This window comes from Bacillus sp. FSL E2-8887, assembly GCF_038007205.1.
GTDB lineage: Bacteria > Bacillota > Bacilli > Bacillales > Bacillaceae_G > Bacillus_A > Bacillus_A mycoides.
In genome coordinates this window covers 1,890,329-1,916,627 of record NZ_JBBOWS010000001.1, presented here as the reverse complement: position 1 = coordinate 1,916,627, position 26,299 = coordinate 1,890,329, and the positions used below count along the sequence as shown (strand labels likewise).

27 protein-coding genes and 1 pseudogene are annotated in these 26,299 nt (G+C 33.9%); 5 read left to right on the top strand and 23 right to left on the bottom strand.

Going from position 1 to position 26,299, the window contains the following annotated elements; all coding sequences use genetic code 11:
• Window positions 1–133 precede the first annotated feature (133 nt).
• Complete coding sequence (locus NSQ08_RS09560; RefSeq protein WP_340773937.1) at window positions 134–1,108, top strand: MBL fold metallo-hydrolase; 975 nt, start codon at window positions 134–136, stop codon at window positions 1,106–1,108.
• Window positions 1,109–1,296: 188 nt separating this feature from the next.
• On the opposite strand, the gene NSQ08_RS09555 is transcribed toward NSQ08_RS09560, so the two are convergent.
• The 4 genes from NSQ08_RS09555 to NSQ08_RS09540 all read right to left on the bottom strand — a co-directional run bounded on the left by NSQ08_RS09555 (window position 1,297) and on the right by NSQ08_RS09540 (window position 3,849).
• Complete coding sequence (locus NSQ08_RS09555; RefSeq protein WP_012260869.1) at window positions 1,297–2,139, bottom strand: DegV family protein; 843 nt, start codon at window positions 2,137–2,139, stop codon at window positions 1,297–1,299.
• Between the two features lie 153 nt (window positions 2,140–2,292).
• A complete protein-coding gene (locus NSQ08_RS09550) occupies window positions 2,293–2,544 on the bottom strand; it encodes a DUF2535 family protein (RefSeq protein ID WP_002012715.1) in 252 nt (83 codons plus the stop codon).
• Between the two features lie 328 nt (window positions 2,545–2,872).
• Window positions 2,873–3,616 carry a twin-arginine translocase subunit TatC gene (tatC, locus tag NSQ08_RS09545; protein ID WP_012260868.1) on the bottom strand — a complete coding sequence of 248 codons (744 nt, stop codon included), beginning with the start codon at window positions 3,614–3,616 and terminating at the stop codon, window positions 2,873–2,875.
• Between the two features lie 53 nt (window positions 3,617–3,669).
• Window positions 3,670–3,849 (bottom strand): twin-arginine translocase TatA/TatE family subunit, encoded by a 180-nt coding sequence (locus NSQ08_RS09540; protein ID WP_002012719.1) that lies wholly within the window; start codon window positions 3,847–3,849, stop codon window positions 3,670–3,672.
• Window positions 3,850–4,058: 209 nt separating this feature from the next.
• On the opposite strand from NSQ08_RS09540, the gene trhA reads away from it, so the two are divergent.
• Window positions 4,059–4,715: a PAQR family membrane homeostasis protein TrhA gene (gene trhA, locus NSQ08_RS09535; protein ID WP_002085872.1), complete on the top strand. Its 657-nt coding sequence runs from the start codon at window positions 4,059–4,061 to the stop codon at window positions 4,713–4,715.
• A 37-nt stretch (window positions 4,716–4,752) separates the two neighbouring features.
• Here trhA and NSQ08_RS09530 read toward each other — a convergent pair whose 3' ends face one another.
• The 5 genes from NSQ08_RS09530 to NSQ08_RS09510 form a co-directional block, all read right to left on the bottom strand.
• Complete coding sequence (locus NSQ08_RS09530) at window positions 4,753–5,472, bottom strand: lysophospholipid acyltransferase family protein (protein ID WP_012260866.1); 720 nt, start codon at window positions 5,470–5,472, stop codon at window positions 4,753–4,755.
• 111 nt (window positions 5,473–5,583) lie between these two features.
• The gene (locus tag NSQ08_RS09525) at window positions 5,584–6,219 is read right to left on the bottom strand and encodes an FMN-dependent NADH-azoreductase (protein ID WP_012260865.1); all 636 of its coding nucleotides are present in this window, start codon (window positions 6,217–6,219) and stop codon (window positions 5,584–5,586) included.
• A 238-nt stretch (window positions 6,220–6,457) separates the two neighbouring features.
• Complete coding sequence (gene pbpC / locus NSQ08_RS09520; protein ID WP_061673896.1) at window positions 6,458–8,443, bottom strand: penicillin-binding protein 3; 1,986 nt, start codon at window positions 8,441–8,443, stop codon at window positions 6,458–6,460.
• 154 nt (window positions 8,444–8,597) lie between these two features.
• Window positions 8,598–9,086 (bottom strand): dihydrofolate reductase, encoded by a 489-nt coding sequence (locus tag NSQ08_RS09515; RefSeq protein WP_000637198.1) that lies wholly within the window; start codon window positions 9,084–9,086, stop codon window positions 8,598–8,600.
• Between the two features lie 19 nt (window positions 9,087–9,105).
• Window positions 9,106–10,062 (bottom strand): thymidylate synthase, encoded by a 957-nt coding sequence (locus NSQ08_RS09510; protein ID WP_012260863.1) that lies wholly within the window; start codon window positions 10,060–10,062, stop codon window positions 9,106–9,108.
• Window positions 10,063–10,260: 198 nt separating this feature from the next.
• Here NSQ08_RS09510 and NSQ08_RS09505 point away from each other — a divergent pair, with 198 nt between their 5' ends.
• Together NSQ08_RS09505 and tnpB are read left to right on the top strand one after the other, a co-directional pair.
• Window positions 10,261–11,718 carry a serine hydrolase gene (locus NSQ08_RS09505; protein WP_340773919.1) on the top strand — a complete coding sequence of 486 codons (1,458 nt, stop codon included), beginning with the start codon at window positions 10,261–10,263 and terminating at the stop codon, window positions 11,716–11,718.
• Window positions 11,719–11,984: 266 nt separating this feature from the next.
• Window positions 11,985–13,112, top strand: coding sequence for an IS200/IS605 family element RNA-guided endonuclease TnpB (tnpB, locus tag NSQ08_RS09500; RefSeq protein WP_002085885.1), 1,128 nt, complete (start codon window positions 11,985–11,987; stop codon window positions 13,110–13,112).
• A 150-nt stretch (window positions 13,113–13,262) separates the two neighbouring features.
• On the opposite strand, the gene NSQ08_RS09495 is transcribed toward tnpB, so the two are convergent.
• From NSQ08_RS09495 to NSQ08_RS09460, 9 genes and pseudogenes are all read right to left on the bottom strand, one after another.
• A complete protein-coding gene (locus NSQ08_RS09495) occupies window positions 13,263–13,544 on the bottom strand; it encodes a phosphatase PAP2 family protein (protein ID WP_002085886.1) in 282 nt (93 codons plus the stop codon).
• 8 nt (window positions 13,545–13,552) lie between these two features.
• Window positions 13,553–14,662, bottom strand: coding sequence for an alpha/beta hydrolase (locus NSQ08_RS09490; protein ID WP_340773910.1), 1,110 nt, complete (start codon window positions 14,660–14,662; stop codon window positions 13,553–13,555).
• 112 nt (window positions 14,663–14,774) lie between these two features.
• Window positions 14,775–15,656, bottom strand: a complete 882-nt coding sequence (locus tag NSQ08_RS09485; protein ID WP_340773907.1) for an AraC family transcriptional regulator — start codon at window positions 15,654–15,656, stop codon at window positions 14,775–14,777.
• 140 nt (window positions 15,657–15,796) lie between these two features.
• Window positions 15,797–16,729, bottom strand: coding sequence for an aminoglycoside phosphotransferase family protein (locus tag NSQ08_RS09480; RefSeq protein ID WP_340773904.1), 933 nt, complete (start codon window positions 16,727–16,729; stop codon window positions 15,797–15,799).
• A gap of 11 nt (window positions 16,730–16,740) precedes the next feature.
• Window positions 16,741–16,889: pseudogene (locus tag NSQ08_RS29895) on the bottom strand (VOC family protein); the annotation flags it as partial.
• Between the two features lie 34 nt (window positions 16,890–16,923).
• On the bottom strand, window positions 16,924–17,568 hold the full coding sequence (locus NSQ08_RS09475; protein ID WP_002141618.1) for an HAD family hydrolase: 645 nt from the start codon (window positions 17,566–17,568) through the stop codon (window positions 16,924–16,926).
• Between the two features lie 105 nt (window positions 17,569–17,673).
• Window positions 17,674–18,261 (bottom strand): YpjP family protein, encoded by a 588-nt coding sequence (locus NSQ08_RS09470; RefSeq protein ID WP_002031682.1) that lies wholly within the window; start codon window positions 18,259–18,261, stop codon window positions 17,674–17,676.
• Between the two features lie 282 nt (window positions 18,262–18,543).
• On the bottom strand, window positions 18,544–19,743 hold the full coding sequence (locus tag NSQ08_RS09465) for an ABC transporter permease (protein ID WP_061688413.1): 1,200 nt from the start codon (window positions 19,741–19,743) through the stop codon (window positions 18,544–18,546).
• The gene (locus NSQ08_RS09460) at window positions 19,736–20,446 is read right to left on the bottom strand and encodes an ABC transporter ATP-binding protein (protein ID WP_002141616.1); all 711 of its coding nucleotides are present in this window, start codon (window positions 20,444–20,446) and stop codon (window positions 19,736–19,738) included. Before NSQ08_RS09460 ends, NSQ08_RS09465 begins: the two co-directional genes overlap by 8 nt.
• A gap of 171 nt (window positions 20,447–20,617) precedes the next feature.
• On the opposite strand from NSQ08_RS09460, the gene NSQ08_RS09455 reads away from it, so the two are divergent.
• A complete protein-coding gene (locus NSQ08_RS09455) occupies window positions 20,618–21,145 on the top strand; it encodes an HAD-IIIA family hydrolase (RefSeq protein ID WP_016102095.1) in 528 nt (175 codons plus the stop codon).
• Between the two features lie 55 nt (window positions 21,146–21,200).
• Here the strand turns inward: NSQ08_RS09455 and NSQ08_RS09450 are convergent, their stop codons facing one another.
• The 5 genes from NSQ08_RS09450 to NSQ08_RS09430 all read right to left on the bottom strand — a co-directional run bounded on the left by NSQ08_RS09450 (window position 21,201) and on the right by NSQ08_RS09430 (window position 25,995).
• A complete protein-coding gene (locus tag NSQ08_RS09450) occupies window positions 21,201–21,641 on the bottom strand; it encodes a GNAT family N-acetyltransferase (protein ID WP_002085894.1) in 441 nt (146 codons plus the stop codon).
• Window positions 21,638–22,114: an SAM-dependent methyltransferase gene (locus tag NSQ08_RS09445; RefSeq protein ID WP_340773884.1), complete on the bottom strand. Its 477-nt coding sequence runs from the start codon at window positions 22,112–22,114 to the stop codon at window positions 21,638–21,640. Before NSQ08_RS09445 ends, NSQ08_RS09450 begins: the two co-directional genes overlap by 4 nt.
• An 88-nt stretch (window positions 22,115–22,202) precedes the next feature.
• Window positions 22,203–22,901, bottom strand: coding sequence for an aspartate/glutamate racemase family protein (locus tag NSQ08_RS09440; RefSeq protein ID WP_002012596.1), 699 nt, complete (start codon window positions 22,899–22,901; stop codon window positions 22,203–22,205).
• A gap of 147 nt (window positions 22,902–23,048) precedes the next feature.
• A complete protein-coding gene (locus NSQ08_RS09435; protein WP_340773880.1) occupies window positions 23,049–24,251 on the bottom strand; it encodes an iron-containing alcohol dehydrogenase in 1,203 nt (400 codons plus the stop codon).
• A 304-nt stretch (window positions 24,252–24,555) separates the two neighbouring features.
• Entirely contained in the window at window positions 24,556–25,995 is a 1,440-nt protein-coding gene (locus NSQ08_RS09430) for a GntP family permease (protein ID WP_016102097.1), read from the bottom strand.
• Between the last annotated feature and the right edge of the window lie 304 nt (window positions 25,996–26,299).

Genomic DNA, 26,299 nt, shown 5'->3' with positions numbered 1-26,299 from the left:
TCATTGTTAAATTTGTAAATAAATCCCCCTATTTTTTTACAATTACTTAAACATTAATCCATGTTAAACACTGTATTCCTTAACAACATTTCGGTACAATACAACTACAACGATTTTAAATGAGGTGATGTTCATGGCAAAGCGCTATGAAAATATGGATAATGCAAGTACAAAAAAATCAATTCGCTCCTTCTTACGTTGGCGTAAAGAGAGAAAGCAAAACAAAAAAGACTTTTCTTTTCTAGTAGAACAATCACCTGTTAAACAAAGTAAATTTCTACTAAATAACTTTGAAAAAACGACTGTCACATGGATTGGTCATTCAACTTTTCTCATTCAAACGAACGGCTTAAATATTTTAACAGATCCAGTATGGGCTAATAAATTAAAGTTAGTTCCACGACTTACTGAGCCAGGGCTCACTATAAAAGAACTACCTAAAATCGATATCGTTCTTATTTCACACGGTCATTACGATCATTTAGACTTTTCATCTCTTCGTCAACTAAATGATGATACCTTATACCTTGTTCCTATTGGGCTAAAAAAATTATTTACTCGTAAAAAATTCACCAATGTAGAAGAATACAACTGGTGGGAAAGTACAACAATTGATGACGTCTCTTTTCACTTCGTACCTGCCCAGCACTGGACGAGAAGAACATTATTTGATATGAACACCTCTCACTGGGGAGGCTGGATCATTGATAATATGACTTCTTCAGAAACCATTTATTTTTGTGGTGATAGTGGTTATTTCCAAGGATTTAAAGAGATCGGCAAACGTTTTTCAATCGATATTGCACTTATGCCAATTGGTGCCTATGAACCAGAATGGTTTATGAAAGTGTCTCACGTTTCACCAGAAGAAGCTGTGCAAGCGTATCTAGATATAAAAGCTACACATTTCATTCCCATGCACTACGGTACTTTTGCTTTAGCAGATGAAACACCAAGGGAAGCAGTAACACGACTACGAAATAACTGGAATTTACGAATGCTACCGTGGGAACAACTACATGTTCTCTTTTTAGGTCAAACTTTCACTTATAGCCCTATTGTCCCAGTTAAAAAACCAGTAAAAATCACAGAAACTTCTCATGTATAATAGTACTAATTTTTGCGAGTAATTTATCATATACTTTAAAAAATTGAAAAGGGTGTTTTTCATGAAAGATTATTTACAGACTCGCTATATAATTAGCGGTAGCGCCTGTATTGCCCTTCTCATTTCTTATTTTCTGTCCTGAAATAATAAAAAAGCTACTTGAAAATTCATTTCAAGTAGTTTTTTTATTACTCTGCTAAATACATAAAACCAATTGCTCCTGGTCCTGTATGAGTACTGATAACTGGTGTTGTATAGAAAATCTCTGATTGAGTGAATCCATTCACTTTTTCAACAGCAGCTTTTACACTTTCTGCTAAAGGAATTGCTTTAGCATGTGGAATCGCAACAGCTTTCACCACTTTTCCAGCAGTATCTTCCTCGAATAGTTTAGCCAACGTTTTTACAATCTGCCCTTGGCTACGTACTTTCGTTACCGGATTATATACGCCGCCTTCTAAACTTGCAATAGGTTTAATATTAAGTAATGAACCGATAAAAGCCTTCCCTTTACCGATACGTCCACCCTTCACTAAGTTCTCTAATGTATCTACGACAACATATAAACGAGTATTCTTTCTTACTTCATCAATACGTTTTAAAATATCTTCTAGTGAGCATTCTTCTTTTGCCATTTTTGCAGCTTCAATTACTTGATATGCTAAAGCATGTGTAATAAATTGAGAATCAACAACTGTTACTTTTGTATCTGTCATTGATGCAGCACTATTCGCTGTTGCGACAGTACCGCTCATTCCACCTGTCATATGAATAGAAAGCACTTGGCTTCCGTCTTCGCCTAGCTTGTCATACATTTCTACAAATGTACCCATAGCCGGTTGTGATGTTTTTGGTAATTCTTCTGATTTAATCATTTCTTCAATAAATTCATCCGGTTGTAAATCTACACGATCTAAGTATGTTTGTCCATTTACAGAAATAGATAATGGTAAAACATGAATATCATACTTCTCAAGTATATCTTTTGATAAATCTGCCGTTGAATCTGTTACAATTTTAATTTTTTGCATATTATATTCTTCCCTTTCCAATACGCTCTCCCTGTTATTATACTAGCATTCCCGAGGCTTTCAACAATTTCGAATGAATTTCACCAAATTAATTATATTTTTATACCTAAAATGAAAAAGACAGAGCCTACCTAACTCTGTCCCTGCTGTGTATTATGCATTCTTTTCAAGAGTATTTGTCTTATATACATTTGAATAATCATTCCACTTCAAACAACTTTGTAAATATTCACGGAAAGAGTACGAGAATCTTGGGTTTTTATGTTTTTGAATTTTTGCAATAAATAATTGAAGACGAGACTGAATTAGAAACGCTAATGGATGCTGTGTTTGTAGGACAGGGATTTCAAATATTTTAATACAATTCCCTGTTGCATGAGTGAAATAAAAACTTTTCGTAATCACAATATCAATCCTCTTTTTCGTTGGATTTTTGAACTTCCTCCACCTTATTCTTTAACACGTTTTTTAGTGTAGGTTTCCTATGAATACTAAAATATCCTTAAGCTGCCCCATTTAGAAGTTAATACTTCATTTATATCCACCTAATTCGAACCCTGTCCTATATATCCTTTGAGACGGGAGTCTTATTACCCATATATAGCTTGATAACTTCAGTATAAACTTATAAAAATGAAAAGTTTGTCTAAATTTTGGAGATTCTATAATTTTTTCCTTCTATATATTGTATACAATTATAGCTAGAGTATAACAAATAAATTAAAAAGTGCCTTTATAACGAGGCACTTTTCGACTGTATTTCTTCTTCTCTTTTCTGTTTTCGTTTACTAACTATCTTTGATAAAGCGATACTAATTTCATAAATACAAATAAGCGGTACCGCTACTAAACTATGTGATAAAAAATCTGGCGGCGATATACATGATGCAATTATAATCAACACGACATAAGCATATCTTCTTATTTTCTGAAGAAATTCTGCCGTTAGAAGACCTATACTCGTTAAAAACATAACAACTACAGGTAATTCAAATATAACAGCAAACGGAACTGTTAAATTTAATACGAAATGAAAATATTTTTCCGTTGTAAACATCGTATTAAACATCTCATTACCAATTGTAGTTAGGAAATGAAATAAAAATGGCATGACGATAAAATAACCGAAAGATAGGCCTGCTATAAATAATATAGACAATACCGGTATATACATTAATGTCATTTTTTGTTCATTGGGATGTAAACCTGGTTTTACAAATAACCAAATTTGTATCGCAGCAAAAGGAATTGTACAAACGATAGCAAATACTGTAGCAATCGAGAAAAAAATCCACAACACATCACTTGGACCGAGAACAGTTAATTTCATTGGTAAATCTTTTACAAGCCAAAAATAAATATCCTTCGTAAAAGTAAATCCAATAATTAAAAATAATACAAAGGATAATACTGTATATATTACTCGTTTGCGAAGCTCAACAATATGTTCTACTACGCTCATTTCCCGATCTTCCATCTCGTTCACCACACTTTATTTATCCATTCCGAGAAAAACTTCAGCATATTCTTTTATTTATTTTTTTCTTTCTCTTGAAATGCCTCATCAGTCAATTCTTTTGTTGATTTTTTAAATTCTTTTAACGTTTCCCCTAAAGCTTTCCCAATTTCCGGTAACTTTTTTGGGCCAAATAAAATTAACACTGCTACTAAAATTAAAATTAACCCTGGAAAGCCGATATTTGAAAACATTTCCCCATCCCCTTCATAAGTAGATTCCTTGTCCTACTATTCCATAAGTTCATTTTGTCAAAAAATTTCGTAAACGTCAATGTATCCGTTGTCTTTTGTCAAAAAAATTCAAAAATATAATCAATTGAATATCATTTTCTATTCCTTTTGTATATGATATGGTTAAGGAAAATATAACTTATCTCAATACAGTGAAAGGGATTAACATTATGACGCAAAAAATTAAAAGAATGACCCAATTTGTAAAAGAAGAAATTGCGAATGCAATTACCCATGGTATCGGTGCCATTTTAAGCATCCCTGCCTTAATCATATTAATTATTCATGCTTCCAAACATGGCACAGCATCTGCTGTTGTTGGCTTTACCGTTTATGGCGTAAGCATGTTCTTGCTATACTTATTTTCTACACTGCTACATAGCATCCATCATCCAAAAGTAGAAAAGTTATTTACCATTTTAGATCACTCCGCCATATATTTATTAATTGCCGGGACGTATACACCATTTCTACTCATTACACTGCGTGGCCCGCTCGGTTGGACTTTACTCGCAATTATTTGGACCCTTGCGATTGGTGGAATTATTTTCAAAATCTTCTTTGTTCGTCGCTTTATTAAAACATCAACATTATGTTATATCATTATGGGTTGGCTCATCATCGTTGCCATTAAACCCCTTTATGAAAATTTAACCGGTCACGGCTTCTCACTACTATTAATAGGCGGCATTTTGTATTCTGTCGGAGCTATATTCTTCCTTTGGGAAAAGCTTCCGTTCAATCATGCCATTTGGCATCTCTTCGTACTAGGCGGTAGTACAATGATGTTTTTCTGCGTACTGTTTTATGTCTTACCCGCAGCATAAAAAAAGTTTCAGCTTGTTTAAGCTGAAACTTTTTTTATTACTTATGTAATTGAGATGCAATAATATCTTTTGTATGCTGGGTTAACTCTTTAGCATCCATACTTGCATATTCTTCAGGTGTAATTGGCTTAGAAATTGTTAATGTTGCATGAGCTGGTTTCATACGATTTCCATTAGCCTCAAACATCTTATATGTACCATCTAAAGTTACTGGTAATATAGATACGCCAGATTTTACAGCAAGGTGAAAACTCCCTGCTTTAAAATCACCGATTTCGCCACCCTTACTTCTCGTTCCCTCTGGAAAAATCACGATAGAATGCCCGCTCTTTAACAGTTCAATTCCATCTTTAATTGCCTTAAGAGATTGACGACGATCACTGCGGTCCATAAACACACAATTCATTAGTTCCATCCATGTTGGCACAACCGGAAACTTTTTAATTTCCGCTTTTGAAACGAATCCAATTGGCTTATTTAAGTAACCTAGTAACACAGGAATATCCATATTACTTTGATGATTACTTACAACTAGCACTGGCTTGTCTTTCGGAACATTTTCAAGTCCCTTTACTTCTACAGTCGATCCAGTTACACGCACCATTTTCTTACCAAACCAGTTTGTTGTTTTATACACAACACTATCTTTTTCTTGCGGTGACATCGCATTTGCTTTTCTTTTTATACGCCACAACCTTGGTGTAATCGCAATTACGATTAAAATTAAATAAAAGATTTTAAAAAACGTTTGAATCATACAGAACCCCCACCTATTATCATTCCGACCTTCATTATACTAGACAAACGAAGGAAAAAGAAGAAAAAATGTCCAAACAACAAGTGTTTGGACATTTTGAAGTTTTCTATATTAGAAACGTTTTGCTAATTCGCGTGCACTTGCAATTGCTGCTTCTTTAATGTCTTGTGCTTTTTCAGGATTTGCATTCATTCCTTCAACTGCAATATATTCAGTGTCTGATACACCCATGAATCCTAATACTGCATTTAAATGATTGCGACCGAAGTCCATAGATGCGTATGCTCCTTCAGAGTAAACGCCGCCTGTAGCTTGAATATGAAGTGCTTTTTTTCCTTCTAGTAAGCCAACTGGACCATTTTCAGTATATTTAAATGTTTTACCTGCGATTGATAAGTTATCTAAGTATGCTTTCACTACTGCTGGGTAGCTGAAGTTCCACATTGGAGTCACGAATACATAACGATCTGCATGCATAAATGTTTCTAAGTTATTGTTCATTGCTGCAACTTTTTGTTGCTGATTTTCACTTAAAGCTTCGAATCCTTCACCTGCTGCAAATTTACCCCAAGCAGCGAATACGTCTGCATCGATTGCTGGTACAGTTGTATTGAATAAATCAATTGTTACAACTTCGTCTTGTGGATGTTCGTTTTTATATGCTTCGATGAAAGCTTCCCCTACTGCCATACCGAAAGAACCTTCTGCTGAATTTGGATTTGCTGTAATAAATAGTACTTTTGTCATTGTATTATCTCCCTTTTTCTAATTTATCTTTAATTCGAGATTTATTATTTTATAGTAAATAACTTACCTTATGTAAGTATAATACAAAAAGTTTTAATGGATGTCAATAAAAATAGCTACTTTTTTTTCGTAAGTTAATAAGTTATATTATTTCAGTTAGTTTTTGTATATAAATATTAAGGTTTTAATCAAATAAAAAACTATCTCCATATTTCATGGAGATAGTCTTCTTCAATTACTACTTTTGAAAAACATGTTTCACTTTTTCAGCTGGAATATTACTTCCACCTCTACCTTTTACATCTTCAATCATCATTGTAATAACCATATCAGGTGAATTTAAATCAAACGCAGCGAACCAACCTAGTTCTTTTCCTTCTGCCTCTTTTGATACTTTTAATTCTGCTGTTCCTGTTTTACCAGCAAGGGTCATACCATCAATTTTCGCAATTTTCCCCGTACCATCTGGATCGTTAATTACTTTCGTTAAAGCCGTTTTCAATATATCTTGATTTTCTTTAGAAATCACGTTCTCTTTCCAAGCTTTTGGTTGTTTATCTGTTTTAATAAGATATGGCGATGGAATCGTTCCATCATTTACAATCGGTGCATACGTTAAAGCTAAATGAAGAGGAGTCATTAAGACTTGTCCTTGTCCATATCCTGTATCTGCCATTTGAATATCATTTTTTATGCCATCATTTGCGATTTTAGAAGCTGGGAATCCGTATTCAATTGGTAATTTCTCATCAAATCCGAATTTTTTCGCCCCAGCCATAAATTTATCTTTTCCAATTTTCAAAGCTTCTTGTGCGAAATAAATATTATCCGAGTATTTCATTGCCTTATCAAAATCAATCGGATTTGCATCTTTTACACGTGTTACGTAATAATTGCCCCAAGAAGAATCTTTCGTCCATTTCAGTCCTTCAATTTTCAATTCTTCTTTTGGATCGATTGTTTTTGTTTCAAGACCAATTGCACCTGTAATTGGCTTAAATACAGAACCTGGTACCGATAATTGTGTAAATCGATTCGTCATCGGTTTTTTCGGGTCATTATTCCAAGCCTCGCGCTGTGCTTTTGATGTTCCTCGTGCAATTAAATTAGGATTATAAGCTGGACTACTTACAAGAGCAATTGTTTCTCCACTTTTCGGATTAATTGCCGCACTTGAACCAGCTTCTCCTTTCATTTCATTATACGTTTTTTCTTGAACAACACTATCGATAGTTAAAGTTACATTTTCTCCATCAACAGCATCTGTTTTCGCTAAATTTTTAATTTCTTTTCCTTGTGCATCCTCCATGAAGACACGGCCACCTTTTTTCCCGCGTAGCTGTTCTTCCAATACTTGCTCTAATCCAGCTTTACCAACTGGATCATCGGCTTGATAGCCTTTCTTTTGAAGCGTTTTTAAATCTTCTGCATTTACTTTTCCGATATAACCAGTAAGATGCGCTGCTGCTTCCCCTAACGGATATGTACGAACATTTACAGGTTTTGCTGCAACACCAGGTAAATCGATGTACGTATTTTGCGTTGCTCCCTCAGGCAAAATTCCAATTGGTACGAGATACCCTGGTTTTACCCATTTCGCAGCTAGTTTTTGATCAATCTCTTCTACAGACATATTTAACAACTTCGCTACTGCTTCTTTCGTTTGCGGAGCAGTTTCATCTAATTTTTCTGGAATAATTCCAATCTCAGAAGCTTTCCCATTCGTCGCAAGACCTTTTCCATTACGATCGTAAACTTCACCACGTTTTGGTTGTGTTGCCTGCATACGCACTTTACTATCTTTTGTCATGCCAGGGAAAATGAAATCAGGAGTCCAATCTATTTTCCAAGATTCTTTATCTCCATCTTTTTCTTTCACCATTTTTGCTTCATGGCCAAAAGAGATATTACCACCAACTGTATCCATACTTACTTTAAAAGGAACAGGACCTTCATCTTTTTTATCTTCTTTTACTTCTCCTGCTTCTACTTTTAAGTTTTTCACTTCAATGCCAGAATAAATTTTTTCATATTTCTCAGTGAACTCTTTCTTTGAAATATCTTTTTTTGCCTTTTCTGATAATTGATCATACATTTCTGCAAATTTTTGTTTATTCCATGCTTTTGTATATGTATCAAACGCTTCTTGTGGTTTTTCTTCTTTACCGCATCCAACTAACATGAACGTTAAGCAAAGAAAAAGAATCCCCCATATCTTTTTCAATCGATTCTCCTCCTCTTTCTATATGAATACTTTTGAAAATTTTAGCATTTTTACATGCTAGATTTCATTATAGCACTATTGAATATCATCTATAAACTTATATTAACGAATACAAATAAAAAGATTGATGTGAATTTCACATCAATCCTTCTTATTATTGTTGCTTCTCATATACATGATAATAGTACGTATACGGATTCTTTTCATCCGTTAAACCTTTTTCAACAAAAACTTCTTTCCAATTTGTCATATCCATTTCTGGGAAGAATGTATCTCCTTCAAATGCATGATGGATTTTTGTTATATATAACTTGTCTACGTAAGGTAAAAAGAGATCATAAATTTGTGCTCCGCCGAAAATAAAGATTTCCTCTTCATTTTTGCATAGTTCAAACACTTCTTCTACAGAATGTGCTACTTCACAACCTTCAACATGATACCCTTCATTACGTGTTACAATAATATTACGTCTTCCAGGCAATGGTCTACCAATTGCTTCATAGTTCTTTCTCCCCATAATAAGTGGGTGACCCATCGTCGTTTTCTTTACATACTGTAATTCACTCGGTAAACGCCAAGGTAAGTTATTATCTTTACCAATTACTCTATTCTCGTCCATTGCGACCATAAATGAAACAATCATCTTGTCATCTCCTCTACAATTACACTGCAACCGGTGCTTTAATCGCTGGGTGTGGATCATATCCTTCAATCGTTAAATCTTCCATCTCAAAATCAAACACAGATTTCACATCTGGATTTAATGTAAGTTTAGGGAACGGGCGTGGTTCACGTGCCAATTGCTTTTCTACTTGTTCAAAATGATTTGTATAAATGTGTGCATCTCCAATTGTATGAACAAACTCTCCTACTTCAAGACCACATTCATGTGCAATTAAATGTGTTAAAAGTGAATAGCTTGCAATGTTAAATGGAATGCCAAGGAATATGTCACCGCTTCTTTGATATAACTGACAAGAAAGCTTTCCATCTGCTACATAAAACTGGAATAGCGTATGACAAGGCGGTAAAGCCATACTTGGTACATCTTCAGGATTCCAAGCAGACACAATTAGACGGCGTGAATCTGGTGTTTTCTTAATCATTTCAATTACATCTTTTAATTGATCAAGTGTCTCACCAGCTGTCGTTTTCCAAGCACGCCACTGCTTTCCGTATACGTCTCCTAAATATCCAAATTTCGTTGAGAATTCATCGTCTTCTAAAACGTTCTTTTTAAACAATTCCATTTGCTCATCGTACTGCACTTTAAATTCCTCATCTTGTTGTGAGCGAAGACCGAAATCTGTCATATCAGGGCCAGTATACTCATCGCTTTCTACCCAGCTCTTAAACGCCCATTCATTCCAAATATTATTATTATGTTGCAATAAATAACGAATGTTTGTATCACCTTTCATAAACCAAAGCAGTTCACTTGCTACTAGGCGAAATGGGACTCTCTTTGTCGTTAATAAAGGAAATCCTTTACTTAGATCGAAACGCATTTGATATCCAAATACAGATACAGTACCTGTCCCTGTACGATCTTCTTTCTTCGTACCGTGCTCCATTACATGACGGCATAAATTTAAGTATTCATATTCAGCATGTTTCATATGTAGGAAAACCTTCTTTCAATCTTATATGAGATTTATCATAACATGAAAAACAGCGAATTTAATAATCCAAATTAATAAAAATTCTTTCAATATTTCTTACAAAATTATTAACTTTCAATATTAAAAAAGGTTTTCACTTTTCTATTACAGAAAGTATAGTGCGGAACATAAAAATTATATTTGGAGGTTGGAAGCATGTCTAAAATCAAAACTCCTGTTTTAAGTACGTTACAACATAATGTTGAGAAGATGATGAAGGATTTACACGTTCCTGGAGCGGCTATAGCTGTTATAAAAGATGGTGAAGTAATTATTTCAGAAGGTTTCGGCTATCGTAACATAGAGAAAAAAGAGGCTGTTGCTCCGCAGACACGATTCGCAATCGGTTCTGCGACGAAAGCATTCGGTACGCTTTCATTAAGCTTATTAGCACAGCAAAAAAAGTTTAATTGGGATACTCCTGTCCAAACTTACGTACCTAACTTCTCTCTATCCGATATGCTCGCTAACTCGCAAGTTACAGGACGAGATTTAGCTTCTCATCGTACTGGGGTAAGTCGTCACGATGCTCTTTGGTACAGTTCTTCCTTAACTCGAAAAGATCTTGTTGAAAAAATAAAACATTTATCACTTGATGCACCGTTCCGCACAGCATTTCTTTATAACAACTTAATGTATGCGACAATTAGTTATATTGTAGAAAACATTACGAATCAAGCGTGGGAGCAATACGTTACAGAACATATTTTAGAACCTTTAAATATGAGGCATACAAACTTCTCTGTTACAGACTCACAAAATACAGATAATTATGCATTACCTTACACTGAAGATAATGGTGAAATGAAAGAAATTCCATTCCGAAATATTGATACAGTTGGAGCGGCTGGATGTATTAACTCTACCATTGAAGATATGGCAAAATGGGTTTTGCTTCATTTAAACGAAGGAAAAACAGAAAATCATGATTTGATTTCTACTGAACTACTCCAAGAAATGTATACACCACACACTCCAATCCCGGATCAGCCAATGTTATCAACAAGTGAATCACCATTAAATAGCTATGGACTAGGTTGGTTTATTAGTGCTTACCGCGGTTATAAACTTATTCACCATGGTGGTAATATTGATGGATTTTCTGCACTTGTGTCATTTATGCCCCACGAAAATATCGGTGTTATCGTATTAACAAATTCAGGGCAAACTGTACTCCCTACTTATATTACAAAACATATTTACGACGAACTTCTCGGACTAGAATATATTGACTGGCATGAACGCGCTGTAGAAGATAGTGAAAAAATGAAAGAAATGATGAAAGAGGCAACTACATCACTTCCCGAACCAATAAAAGGGACTACCCCTTCTCATGCATTAGATGACTACACTGGAACTTTTGAGCATCCCGCTTATGGAACACTGAAAGTATACAAACAAGATGATTTCCTACATGTACAATTTATGGATATGGAATTTCAGCTAAAACATCATCATTACAACATCTTCTCAGCATCAATTAGTTTGTTCCAAATGAAAATGGGGCTTTTATTCGCTTATGATATGAATGTAAATGGTGAATTCCCGACTCTTCAATTACACGTACCTGCAACTTTAAGTACTCAGCCTCTTACATTTACGAAAATTAAATAACAAATTAAATAGAGGGAAGATTACTCTTCCCTCTATTATTTCGGAATTAGAAATTCACCTTGCAACCAATCCTATTATTGAATTTAATAAATGAAATGAGGATAACCCAAATGCTAAATTATTTATCGTTTTCTGACAGAAGACTCCTTCCTCAAAAATGTGAAGGTGTGAAACACCAATTTTAGGTGGGAGATGAATGTCAGTAGGCGTAAGCCTACGTTTTTTTGTATACTGTAGATATACGATGAAAAAGTGAGGTGCAACCTATGTTAGTAAATAAAGCATATAAATTTCGTATCTACCCGAATAAGAAACAAGAAATATTAATTGCTAAAACAATCGGTTGCAGTCGCTTTGTATTTAACTATTTCCTTGCTCTTTGGAATGATACGTATAAAGAAGCAAGAAAAGGGTTAACCTACTTTTCTTGCTCTGCCAAGCTTACTCAATTAAAGAAGCAACAGGATACGATTTGGTTAAAAGAAGTAGATAGTATCGCTCTTCAATCCACATTAAAAAACCTCGCAGATGCTTTTTCACGTTTTTTCAAGAAACAGAATGATATGCCTCGATTCAAGTCTAAAAAGAATACAGTTCAATCCTACACAACTAAGCAAACAAACGGAAATATTGGAATTGTAGGCAACACAATAAAATTACCGAAACTTGGCCTTGTTCGCTTTGCTAAAAGTCGTGAAGTAGAAGGGCGTATCTTGCATGCAACGATTCGTCGTAACCCAAGTGGTAAATACTTTGTATCTATCTTTGTTCAAACAAGCGTACAAGAAATGCCTAAAACTGATTCCACTTGTGGAATTGATGTTGGATTAAAAGATTTTGCCATTCTTTCTGATGGCACAACATACAAGAACCCTAAATTCTTCCGTACATTAGAAGAGAAGTTAGCGAAAGCACAACGTATCCTTTCTAGAAGAACAAAAGGTTCTTCGAACTGGAATAAACAACGTGTGAACGTTGCACGAATCCATGAACATATTGCAAATGCAAGAGCTGATTACTTACATAAACTTTCTACTGAAATCATCAAAAACCACGATGTTATCGGTATGGAAGACTTACAAGTCAGTAACATGCTCAAAAATAGAAAGCTTGCAAAAGCGATTAGTGAAGTATCTTGGTCACAATTTCGGACTATGTTGGAATATAAAGCAAAATGGTATGGCAAACAAGTTGTTATAGTATCTAAAACATTTGCTTCTAGTCAATTATGCTCCAATTGTGAATACAAAAACAAAGACGTTAAAAATCTAACCATTCGTGAGTGGGATTGCCCTTCTTGTGGCGCACATCACGATAGAGATCGAAATGCAGCACTCAATCTTAGAAATGAAGCAATTCGTCTCTTAACCGTAGGAACTACGGGGATAGCCTAATGAATTAGAAACCGTTAGGTTTCTGTACTTAGGAAACTCCCACTTCAAACAGTCCGTGAGAATGTTAAGTGGTGAGTAGTTCAACAAAACAGCTTAATGAACAAGCCATGCATTAATTATTATATTCCCTCAAAGGAAAAGACTTTCTTATTACCGATTCAATGAATGTGGAAGAACATCATTATTATTTGTGCGTTTATTTTTCTTATCTTTCCATATAAATTTTTTCAAACACATAAAAACAGTAACTGAAATAGCGACTCCAACTGTAACATCTGAAGCAAAATGGGCTCCTACCACAATACGACTCATTGGTACTAGTATCTTATTAGTTGGTTCATATAAACTATTGGATATTTGTAAGTCTGTAAATGCAAAGATACATAGTAAAATAGCGAAGCTGGAAATTAATATCACTTTTCTATTTCCCATCATTTCTCCTACTTTCCACTATGCTTTAATATAAAATTCCCCATCTCAATTGCTAAATCTTCACTTTGAGGATAAACCCCTACATTATCTCCATAAGCGTGCCCTAAACCACGATAAAGGACCGTTTCAGTATCCACTCCTTTTTTAGTCAATTTAGCTGCATACGCTAAACATTCTATCATTAAAAAATCATGCTCTCCTACCGTAATAAATGTACTTGGATAGTCTGGGGATACATCAACATATGGACTTAAATACTTCGAATGAATTTCTTTCGTACCAAGTACTTCTGACATACCTCCAACCATTGAATGCATTATATTAAGCATTTTTTCTAATCCTTTTTTATACTTAGGAGCAATTTCATATTTATCTATACTCCAAGAATAAAATTCATCTTCATAATCACACATATTAATTGTAGGATACAGAAGCAACTGTCCCTTCACGTACTTCCTACCATCTTCCATATCTTTAGTTGTACAATACTGTGTTAAGTTCCCTCCTGCACTATCACCAGCAACAAAGATATTATTCTTATCACCGCCTAGTATTTCAGCATTTTCATAAATCCACTTTAAAGTAGTGTAGCAATCTGTATGCCCAGTTGGAAAAGGATTTTCCGGAGCTAATCGATAATCCACAGAAACGGCTAGTATATCCGTTTTTTCTACTATCAATTTCACAAGTTCTTCTACTACATCTGGTGATCCTGCCATAAATCCACCACCATGAATAAAGTATAAAACTGGCGCATTCTCTTGTTTAGAAACACTGTTATAAATTCTTATCGGAATATCATATCCATCTTCCGCTTTCACTGTTTTATGCGTAATATTAACGTCTTTAGTGACAATTGGAACACTCTTAATTCCATTAAATTGTTTTCGCATATTCCTTACTGATTTTTCAGAAGCGTCCATTTTCATCATATTTTTAGGCATAAACCTCATTACATTCATTTGAACCTTCGTGTCCTTGTAAAGACGTGGATCCATCGCTCCTTTTTCATCACAATCTGGTATGTTTTTTACTAAAACTTTCGCCCCCTGTACATTGATGGTTTCTTGTTTTTCTTGCATTTTTTCTAATAAGTCTAAGTCATATTTTCTAGTCATCTAATATTTCTCCCCTCTAAATTCAAACGCTTTCATTATTCAGGATTATATAACTTCCCGTTTACTAAATAAAAATACGTTCCATGTACAAAATGTACCATGGAACGTATTTTTATTGTTGTTCATATTTGATTCGATTATTGTCATTTTTTGATATGATATTTTTCCTATACTGTAATGGTGTATATCCGTATTTTTCTTTAAACTGTGAAATAAATAATTTTACATTTGGAAATCCGTGTTTTACTGCTATATCTTGTATAGAATTTGTACTATTAATAATATCTTCATACGCTTTATAGAGCCTGTATCTCGTTAAAAAAGTGGTAAAATTTGATCCGAACGATTTTTTGAACATACGGGAAAAATGTTCTTCACTTACAAAAAAATGTTTAGCTACATCTTTCAGTTTAAGTTCTTCATCATAATGTTTATAAATATACGTAATCATTTCTTTCTGTTTATTTCCAAGTTGATAATTATTGTCTATACTCTCTCCTTCTTTGCAATATCGCAATAGAATATAAACAATTTCATAAATTAAACTATTAATTTTTATGTAACTTAAATCATCAGAATTTGTGACTAACTCCTTTAATTCATAAAATATTTGCTGGAGGTTAGTTTTCTGAACAACTGATTCTTTTATATTAAATCTATATTTATCAAAATCTCCATTTACCTCTTTAAGAAATTCATAAGAAATAATTAACATCATTACTGCACAACTTGTATTTTTAACTTTTGCGAATTCATGAACATCGCCACTATTCACAAAAATAAATTCGCCAGCGAATACTTTCTTTTTTTGCCCATTCACATACAAGAAAACCTCTCCATATACGACTAGGCTAATTTCAATACTTCTATGCCAGTGAGGAGGAATATAATAGTGAAAACCAGTAGGTAACATTGTGTCCTCTATATATTCAATCATTCCTGGAATTCTATCGCGTACTTTTATTTCTTCATATTTGCCTTGCCTGATTTTCAATTTCCCACCCCCTTTTTATATTATAAAGTAGACGTCAAGGTTTTCATTCCTTCATAAAAAAACTACATACATAGTATGTAAAGAGACCGTCTCATGAGTTATTTACAAATAGCAGGTGTGAGATTTCCCACCTGCTATCCTTATTTTTTATTCATCATTTCACTATCAAACCAGATTGGCTTTGATAATTCAAAGTTTTTATGATCCTCTAAAACTATAGTAAGACGTTCTAACATATCATCTAACATATGCGGTGCTGCTCGTAAACTCCAGACAACTGAAGAAAAAACCGTCATGCCAACGTAAACCGCATATAATTTCCAAAACTCCTCTGGTATTCTCCCATTAAAGTATCCTTCTATTTGTCCGATTGAATACGGGATACTAATGTCTCTTGCAAATAATGCAATTTTTACGAAATCATGAAGTGGATCGCCCCAATCATAGCCGTTAAAATCAACAACACCTACATATTTTTTATCCCGTATGATTATATTTTCTAAATGAAAATCATCGTGTTGAAATCGATTTGGACGATTCTTTAAATATTTTTCATTTTCATCTATAAACTTAATGATTCTATCATCATTTTCAATTTTAATTCCGCATGTTTTATACGCATCTACATATTTTCGATGTTTTTTCATTGCTCTTTCATACCATGGGAGTATATCCTTAGGAGCTTCATGTGTATGCATTGTTGCTAAGTCTTTTCCTGCTGCTATACCAATATCATATTGTTCTCTTGGCGTATATGTAGGCAATAGCTTCTTAGCATCTTCTCCTTCTAAATATGAAAAAATACTATAACATAAATCTTCTTCCTCCAATATACCGAGTTCAATTGGTCTTTGAGCCTGCACGTTACGTTTTACCATTTCATTTAAAATTTGAAACTCTATTTTTTTCCTATCATACTCTTTTATATCACCTGTCCGTAATAAATATTTTTCATCATCAGTAGTCGTAATAATATATTTTTTATCAGGAGAGAAACCTTTAGAGATTTCTTCAATATTTGCAGCATCTTTTACTATTTGTATATTGTTTTTCCACGTTGTAATTATCTTCATGTCTATTCTCCTTACATTTCTGTATTCGCTGTATACGCAACCTCTACAATAAAGCCCTTCGGGTCATAAAAGTCTATTGTATAGTAACATCCGAATAATGATTCATTTCAATTGGACCACGTATAACCTTCACCTTATTGCCAGTAAGAAACTTTGCTACCCAAAATTCAATATGATAAATAACTGCTCGAAGTTTATTTATATTGAGAATGTGCCGCCTGTACTACTTGCACAATTTCCCCTGGCGTATTAACCATATAATCTGGCGCGTCTCCTTTTACTGTCTCAATTACGTCATACCCCCAAGAAACCCAAATGACATTCACACCAGCTTTTTTACAAGCTGTAATATCACGTTGTTCATCACCGACATACAACAAATCTTGTTCTGTTAGCTTTTTCGACTTTAAAAATCTTTTAATCATTTTATCTTTACCAAACAAATTTTTAGAACAATACACTTCTTGAATATTTTCTATGCCATTACTATGTAAAAATGCCCTAATATGCTCTTCTGAGTTCGAAGATATAATCGCAATCCCGTAGTCTTTTTTATGTAATTCATCTAATACATCTTTCATCCCATGGAATAAAACGAGATCTTTTATAGCAGGTTGATATAATTTATAAAACTCTAACGCCAATATAGGAAGTTTATAAAGTGGTACATCGAGTTTTTTACATCTTTCAGAAATAGTCAATTTTCGTAAAGGCTCAATTTCTTCCTCACTAACTGTCTTATATCCATGCTTTTCAGCAAGTTGATTATAAATTGGTACAAATATATTTTGTGAATCTACTAATGTGCCATCAAAGTCAAAAACGATATATTTTTGCATCCCCATACTCCCTTTTCTTTTTTCCTAAACCTATGTTATTCAACAACATAAATGTCTTACCCTTTCATACACATAAAAAAAGAACAAGATTTTCTCTCGTTCTTTTTAAGACAACCATTTCGGCGGTACATTCGTATTCCAATAAATATTTCCTAACTCATGGTGTCCTGAATATCCATCATCAAAACGATGATAGTGGAAATTAAAATAATATCCATCTTGCGGTGGATGATCTCTCCTCACATGAAATCGCAGTAAGTCATTTCCTGATTTCGTGTCATAAACATGAAAAATCTTTTCATTATTTCCACCAGCCGGTCTTTGAGAAATCGCTAATGATTGCAAAGATTCTTCTGGCACATCATTTGCAAGTTCCGCAATTGCCTCTTCAATTTTAGGTAATACAACATCTTTAAATTCATCTTCAATTACAGGCCCAATTTTAGAGCCGAATTTTTGCATAGATTGCTTTTCTGCTTCTTGCATCGCATAGTTAACAAAAGTATCGGTGGTTAACCTATCATTTGTTTCTTCATATGTATAGGACGTACTCTCCAAATTTTGTTGCCCAGCTGTGCTCGTAGGCTTGTCCGCAGCTTTGGCATTATCAAGTAATATGGAAGGAGGCGTCACTAAACCAAACGTAAATACGGTAATTAATGCGACTAAGGTTTTTCTAAACCAATTTGGCATTTATGTTCCCTCCCCTTTCACTCATTATATTTTATATAACGGTTGTTTCTTCTATTATACAAAATGATTGTAATTTTTGCACTTTACAATTTTGTTAACGTTCACATATTTTTCACTTGAATATGAAATTGTAAGATTTCATACACTATAAATACAACAACAATGAGGGGGCAATCAGATGACTTTAGATGTCGTGTACTCCGCCGCAAGCATATTCCTTTTAATATATTTTATTTACCAGTGTGTTACAGACTAGAAAAAGAGCCGCTTCCGGCTCTTTTTCTATGGTAAAAATACAATCCAACCAATGAATACTATAAAAATAACTCCAATAATTACTGCTGGTAATAAATAAAACTGAGAAAGGATGACCGTCCCGTATATGAATACGACTGGAAGTAGCAAATAACGATCCGCCTTCCACCTTAATAATAGTAATTCTCCTTCATCACAATATAAATGTAGGAACATTTTCTTCGTAAATTCATTCCAATAATCACGAGCATAGCGAGAAATAGCAACTATAGCAAATACAAGAATAATAGCTGTTATCCACTGCGGAGTCACGATAATACTTACAGTACTTATACATACAATTTGAACATAAAATATTAAAGCACTACTTGTACGCAAAAATTCTTTTAAAAAAGCTTCTACAATACGCGAATCAGAATTTTTTCCTAATATCTTTTTAGAACGAGGGAACATCCACGGTTTTTTATTCGAACTACTTGGTTTAGCTGCATGACCACCAACTTGCATAATCCCTACAGTCCAGCGCATACTTTCTTCTTTTTCTTTCTCAACTTCTTTAAAAAAGAAATTTTTATAATTCATCTTTTCTTTTACTAAGACTACAGTAAGTACAGCTACTAGGCCGGTAAATAATATGAAATACAATGGATTTTTAAAAATAAAAAATACACTGATTCCAAAATAGACTAAACTTAAAGAAAATATAACATCTTTTATAATCAATAAAACCCATCGTTTCCCCACACGTACATTTATGAATCTCGTCAACAACGATAGCATAAATCGAAAAACAGTAAAGAACATCCAGAACAGTACGATTTGTATAATTGTCGCTCCCATACTTTTCATCAATATAGGCAGCATAATGAATACTACAATTGCGTTCGTTATTGCAATCCGAATTAACGTATATATAATGCCAAGCTTCATTAATTTTCGCATATGATTTGGGTACGAAATTAAAAATAAACTATCTGCTTGTTCAAAAAATGAGCGAACTCCTCTTGAAAATGTGACAAAATAAAACGCAAGTAAACCTAACCCAAAATAAATGTTCTCTTCCATCGATAATTCTTTCATCCATAGTGAACGATAATAGATCCCCGCAAATATAAGTGCTGGAATAATAATATATAATGCTACTGTCCAATCTGTTACAGAACGAATCGCTTTCCATTTTCTTTGCAATTCATGACGTAACCGTTTATTAAACTGTTGTTTAATCATTTTGTTCCCGCCTTACAATTGCATCGAAACAATCTAACAGTGTACGTCCTGGCATTTCTGCTAACGATTGGATCGCCTCTAAATGCCCATCTGCTACTAATGTACCTTGCGAAATGAGTAAAAATCTTTCACAAATTCTTTCAGCTGTATCCAGCACGTGCGTACAAAGTAATATACCTGCTCCTCGCTCTTTTTCTTTATATAAATAATTCAAAAAGTCTTTCGTGGCTACTGGATCTAAACCGATAAAAGGCTCATCAATAATATAGAAATCTGGCTCTGTTAAAAATGCTAATATTAGCATCGATTTTTGTTTCATACCTTTTGAAAATTTTGATATGTATTCGTGTATATGTTTTTCCATTCGAAACGTATGTAATAATTCCTTTGCTTTGTCCTCCCAATGTCCCTCTTCATTTCCACGGGCAGCCATTAACAATTCAATATGCTCCCATAAAGTTAAATAATCATAATAAGTGGGATGCTCCGGTACATATGCATATGGATTTTTCTTTTCACCAAACGAGATTTCACCATCCATATTGACAAGCAAACCGAGTATCGACTTAATTGTCGTACTCTTTCCTACGCCATTTGCACCAATAAGAGCCACTAACTCTCCTTTTTCAATTGCAAATGCAATATCATGAACTGTCTTTTCACCAATTTCATATCCGGCTGAGCGGATATTCACCTCTAACATAATACTTACCTTCTTTCCATTTACATTACAATCAAGGAAAATGATAACATATCCCTCTTAATATAGTATTATATCAATTCTGATATATTTATTTCTGTAGCAGGAAAAAGCATATTTCAAGAGAATACTTAATGTTTATAGATTTTAATTTAAATTGAAAGGACTATAACTATGACAAACATTGAAGCAATATTCATTGATCGTGACGGAACAATTGGCGGTGATACTACAATACATTATCCAGGTTCTTTCACATTATTTCCTTTTACAAAGGAATCTTTACAAAAGTTAAAAGCCCAAAATATTAAACTATTCTCTTTTACGAATCAACCAGGTATCGCGGATGGAAAAGCAACTGCGAATGATTTTACGAAAGAATTAAAAGAGTTTGGTTTTGATGATATTTATCTATGTCCTCATAAACATGGTGATGGATGTGAATGCCGCAAACCGAGCGCAGGTATGCTCCTGCAAGCAGCGGAAAAACATGGGCTTGATTTAACAAAATGCGCTGTAATCGGTGATCGCTGGACGGATATTGTTGCTGGGGCAAAAGTAAATGCAACGACTATATTGGTTCAAACTGGCGCTGGATATGATGCTTTACATACATTCCGAGATAAATGGGCACATATTGAACCAAACTACATCGCAGAAAACTTTGAAGATGCTACAAATTGGATTTTAAATCATCAATAAAAAAATTAAATGAGACGTCTTCACATTGAAAACGTCTCATTTAACTATATATATTTCAAAAAGTTAATTCATAATGGAAATAACGATTATCTCTCAAGTATCCATTTTCAGCGTATAATCGCTGAGCTGATAAATTATCAATCTCTGTTTGTAATTTCACACCTTTTGCGCCATTTTCTAAGGCAAATTCTTTTGCAGCTTCTAACAATTTTTTACCTGTTCCGGCTCCGCGCTTCGCCTTTTGTACAAACAGATCATTTAAAATCCATAACTCTTTCATCGAAATAGAAGAAAATGATGGATATAGTTGCGTGAATCCGATATATTCTCCATCTTCAACTGCCACGAAAATAATGGATTCTTTTCTCTCGATTCGATTTCGTAAAAACACTTTTGCTCCTTCAATATCGGAATCTTGTCGATAAAATACGCGATAGTTATTAAAAACAGATGCTAGTCCATCTAAATCTGCAATTGTTGCCTCATATATTCTCATTTTGTTTTATTCCCCTTCCAATATTGTTTCATAATATCCGTTACCCATTTAGGCTGTAGAATTTCTTCTTTCGGCATAAACTCTTTCATTATCGGCTTTATATCCAATATAGGGGTGCCATCAATAGCATCTAACCCCTCAACAATAATTGATTTACCTTCTCTTTTGATCACCTTTACAATTGTAGCTCCTATGCGATTCGGACGATTTTTCCCGCGCTGTGCAAAAATGCCTACTTTAGGATAATCATCATTATTATTTCTAGGATGTCTAGCAAAATATTGAATTTGTTCATCAGTTACTTTATGAAAATAAAAGACAACTTCAATATGAGAAAAATCTTCAATCCCTTGTATACTTTCCTCTGTATACATATCAGTTAAAGTAATATAGGATCTTACTTCTCCCCACTCATCATCTTTTATTTCCTTTCTTTCATTATGTACAAATGCGATTGGCTGAACTGAAAACATCCGCATTCCCCCTTAAATGTAACCACTTACATTATAAAATATTTTCTGAATGTTTTCCAGACAAATGAGTTGAGTTTACATAATATAATTACAATCTATTATCTAAAGCGAAATTGACTGCTTCAATCGCATGTATATGCGTTGTATCAAATATCGGAACTGATATGTCTTCCTGCTTTATTAATAACCCTATTTCTGTACACCCTAATATTATTCCTTGCGCCCCTTTTTGCACTAACTCTTCTATAACTCTTTTATAATACTCTCTAGATTGAGATGTTATCTTTCCTAAACATAATTCTTTGTATATTACTTCATTTATTTTTTCTCTATCTTTTCCTAATGGTACTATTACTTTTATATCATTCTCTTCTATACGTGATTTATAGAAATCTTGCTCCATCGTATATTTTGTTCCAAGCAGACCAACCGATTGAATACCTTTTCTATTTATTTCTTTTGCAGTTGCATCCGCAATATGTAATACTGGAATGTTAATATTCTCCTTTATTTTCTCAACTACTTTATGCATTGTATTTGTGCAAATGATTATAAAGTCTGCTCCTCCTTTCTGCAATGAATACGCCGTATTCCCTAATACTTCTCCTGCTCCCTCCCAATCTCCGCTAGACTGGAATCGTTCAATCTCTTCAAAATTCACACTATTAATCAGACATTTTGCTGAATGTAATCCACCTAATCTACTTTTTATTTCTTCATTTAAAATTCGATAGTATTCAGAAGTTGATTCCCAACTCATACCACCTATAAGACCTATCGTTTTCATAGTAAAACACCTACCTAAACTATTTTTATAAAACCAATAACAATATTTTATTATGTATATTATACACAATAAAACAAGACTTTAAATTTATAATATAAAGTCTTGTTTTAACTATTTCCAAGGAAATTTTATTATAATATTCTGAAATTAAAGCCCTGATGTTTTTATAGCATCTTCATATTGATAATTAAAACACTCTCGATACAACTGTTTGATTTCATCATAAGAAGGAACTCGTGGATTATTTCCTGGGCTACCACTTGCAATTGCATCTTTCGCCATTTTAGAAATATCATTTTCAAATTCAACTTCGTCAATTCCGTATTCTCTTAAATTAGGAATACGAAGATCAAAACAAAGTTTCTTAATTTCAGCAATCGTGTAGTTCGCTACTTCTTCATCAGAATGAGAATACAAATCTTTGTTTAAGCTACGTCCTACTTCTGCTAACCTTTTTATTGCACTCATTTTTGTAAACTCTAAAACTGTAGGTAATAGTATTGCATTCGATATTCCATGTGGTACATGGAATAATGCTCCCACTGGACGGGACATACCATGCACTAATGTAACAGATGCATTTGAAAAAGCAATCCCAGCTTGTAATGAAGCAATCATCATTGCTTCCCTTGCTTCCATATTATCTCCATCTTCATATGCGATACGTAAATATTTCATAATGCTTTCAATAGCTGAAAGAGCAAGAACATCTGTAAGAGGTTGTGAAACTTTAGAAATATAAGCTTCAATTGCATGGCATAATGCATCTACTCCCGTTGCTGCAGTAATATGAGGTGGTACCGAACTTGTAAAAATCGGGTCTATTATAGCAACATGAGGGATAAAGCTTGGATGTTTTATCATCATTTTCACATCTGTTTTTTTATTTGTAATTACTGCTACACTTGTTACTTCCGATCCAGTACCAGAAGTCGTAGGGATTGCGATTAGCGGTAGTGGATTGTATTCTATTTCTATATCCTTTTGGACGTAATCTTCAATTTCTCCACCATTTGTATATAACACTGCTACTGCTTTCGCAGCATCAATACAGCTTCCTCCTCCAATACCTATGATAAAATCGCATTTTCCTTCTTTACAAATAGATAACGCTTCCAATACGTGTAAATTTGTAGGCTCAGTGTTTACTTCATTGTACGTAATAACAATAATCCCTTTCGCATTTAAGTGATCCACACATCTTTCAACATAACCGAAACTCTCCATAATTGTATCACTGACAATAAAAGCCCTTTTCCCTAACTTTCTTGATTGATCCCCTAGTTTTTCAAACGAATTTCTTCCATATAATACAGACTTCGGCATACGAAACTCAGCAACTTCTTGCAAGTACTCCACCCCTTCTATTTATAATAAATATTTGCAACTACTCAGCCATGCATTTCATTCAGAAGTTTGATAAAGTCTATTATTCCAGTTAAAATAAGCCCCCTTATTAACTATACTTTGTTTTAAAACTTTGTGCGTGGCAGGAAAGGCCCTGACCGCTCCTATAAATAGCCAGGTCCTCTCTCGACCAACTTAAAAAACTTTTCTGCCGATTTTTCATAGAGTGACTGAGTAGTTACAATAAATATTTTATTATGTAAAATATCAATCTAATAAATATTTTCTTTTCGTATATTAACTAGTATTAATAGATCCCTGTTAAAGTATAGAATGCGATGACTGCAAATACAGCAATCGTTTTCAAAATTGTAATAGCAAATATATCTTTATATGACTGTTTATGTGTTAATCCTGTTACCGTTAGAATAGTAATAATTGCACCATTATGTGGTAATGTATCCATTCCGCCTGATGCCATTGATACAATGCGGTGCATAACTTCTAATGGAATATCATATTGATTGGCCGCTGCAATAAATTTATCCCCCATCGCACTTAACACAATTCCCATTCCGCCTGATGCTGAACCTGTAATTCCAGCTAAAATATTCGTCGTTACTGCCCCATTTACTAATGGATTCGTGAAAGTTGCAGAGATGCTATCTCTCATAATTGCAAAGCCTGGAAGTGCTGCAATAACACCACCAAATCCAAACTCCGCGCCTGTATTCATTGTTGCAAGTAGCGCTCCACCAATACTTGTATTCAATCCAGCTTGAAATCCAGTTACTACTCGTTTCCAATATAATAAAAGCGTTGATAAAATCCCTATAATAAGTGCCAATTCTACAGACCAAATCCCAACTACCGCACTTAATTCAACTTTTCCAAATGATTTCATACCAATAGCTGAGAAATCAAAACCATCTGGATACCACTTTGGTATCATGATTGTGAAAACTTTATTCATTACACCTACTAAAATAAGTGGTACAAACGCAATTACTTGCTGTACTCTTGTAATTTCAATACTGCTTAATATCGGCATATCTTTTTGTTCTAATTGCAAAGATGCTGCCATTTCAGAATTTCCATCGTTAAAACCAAAATACCCTTCTCCTGCGGCTTTTGCCTTCTTACGTCTACTCTCTAAATATAGTAAACCTAACGTTAAAACAAAAATTGCGCCTAAAATACCAAGTATCGGTGCTGCATAAATATCAGTTTTAAAAAAAGTTGTAGGTATTACATTTTGAATTTGTGGTGATCCAGGAAGCGCATCCATTGTAAATGTTACTGCTCCAAGAACGATTGTGCCGGGGATTAAACGCTTTGGAATATCCGCTTGTCGAAACAACTTAGCCGCAAACGGAAATATAGCGAACACCACTACATACACACTAACACCGCTATACGTTAAAATAGCTCCCATTAAAACAATCGCTAAAATTGTACGTTTTTCTCCAACTAACTCTACAATCGTCTTTGCGATGGAATCAGCGATTCCTGACATTTCTACTACTTTCCCAAATATTGCTCCAAGTAAAAACACAGGGAAATATAATTTAATAAATCCTACCATTTTCTCCATAAAAATATTTGAAAAGAAAGGTAATACAAAACTAGGCTCTGTCAAAAATACCGCAAATAATGCAAAAATCGGTGCGAATAATATTACAGAAAATCCTTTATATGCTACAAACATGAGTAAACTAAGTGCTAATAAAATAATAACTAGCTCCAATTATAACCCTCCTTTTAAACTGAAAATTCAATCTTTTAACGACGAACTTTTACTCGTATTTCGAACCCTTTTATTTCATGACATTCCTCCTCTTTTTATCCCGCTATTTGCGGGCAGTAAGACTCCCACCTTAAAATTCAGCAAATGTGCAGAAGCTAGGCGGGATTTCAACTGCTCGTAACAGCCCGATTGGTGGGGCTGATAATCAGTGCCGGATGGACAAAACTTCCACTAATTAAAGTTTTACTTTATTACAAATTTTTCATGCTAAAATTGTCTAATTATAGTATTCGATTACATATGT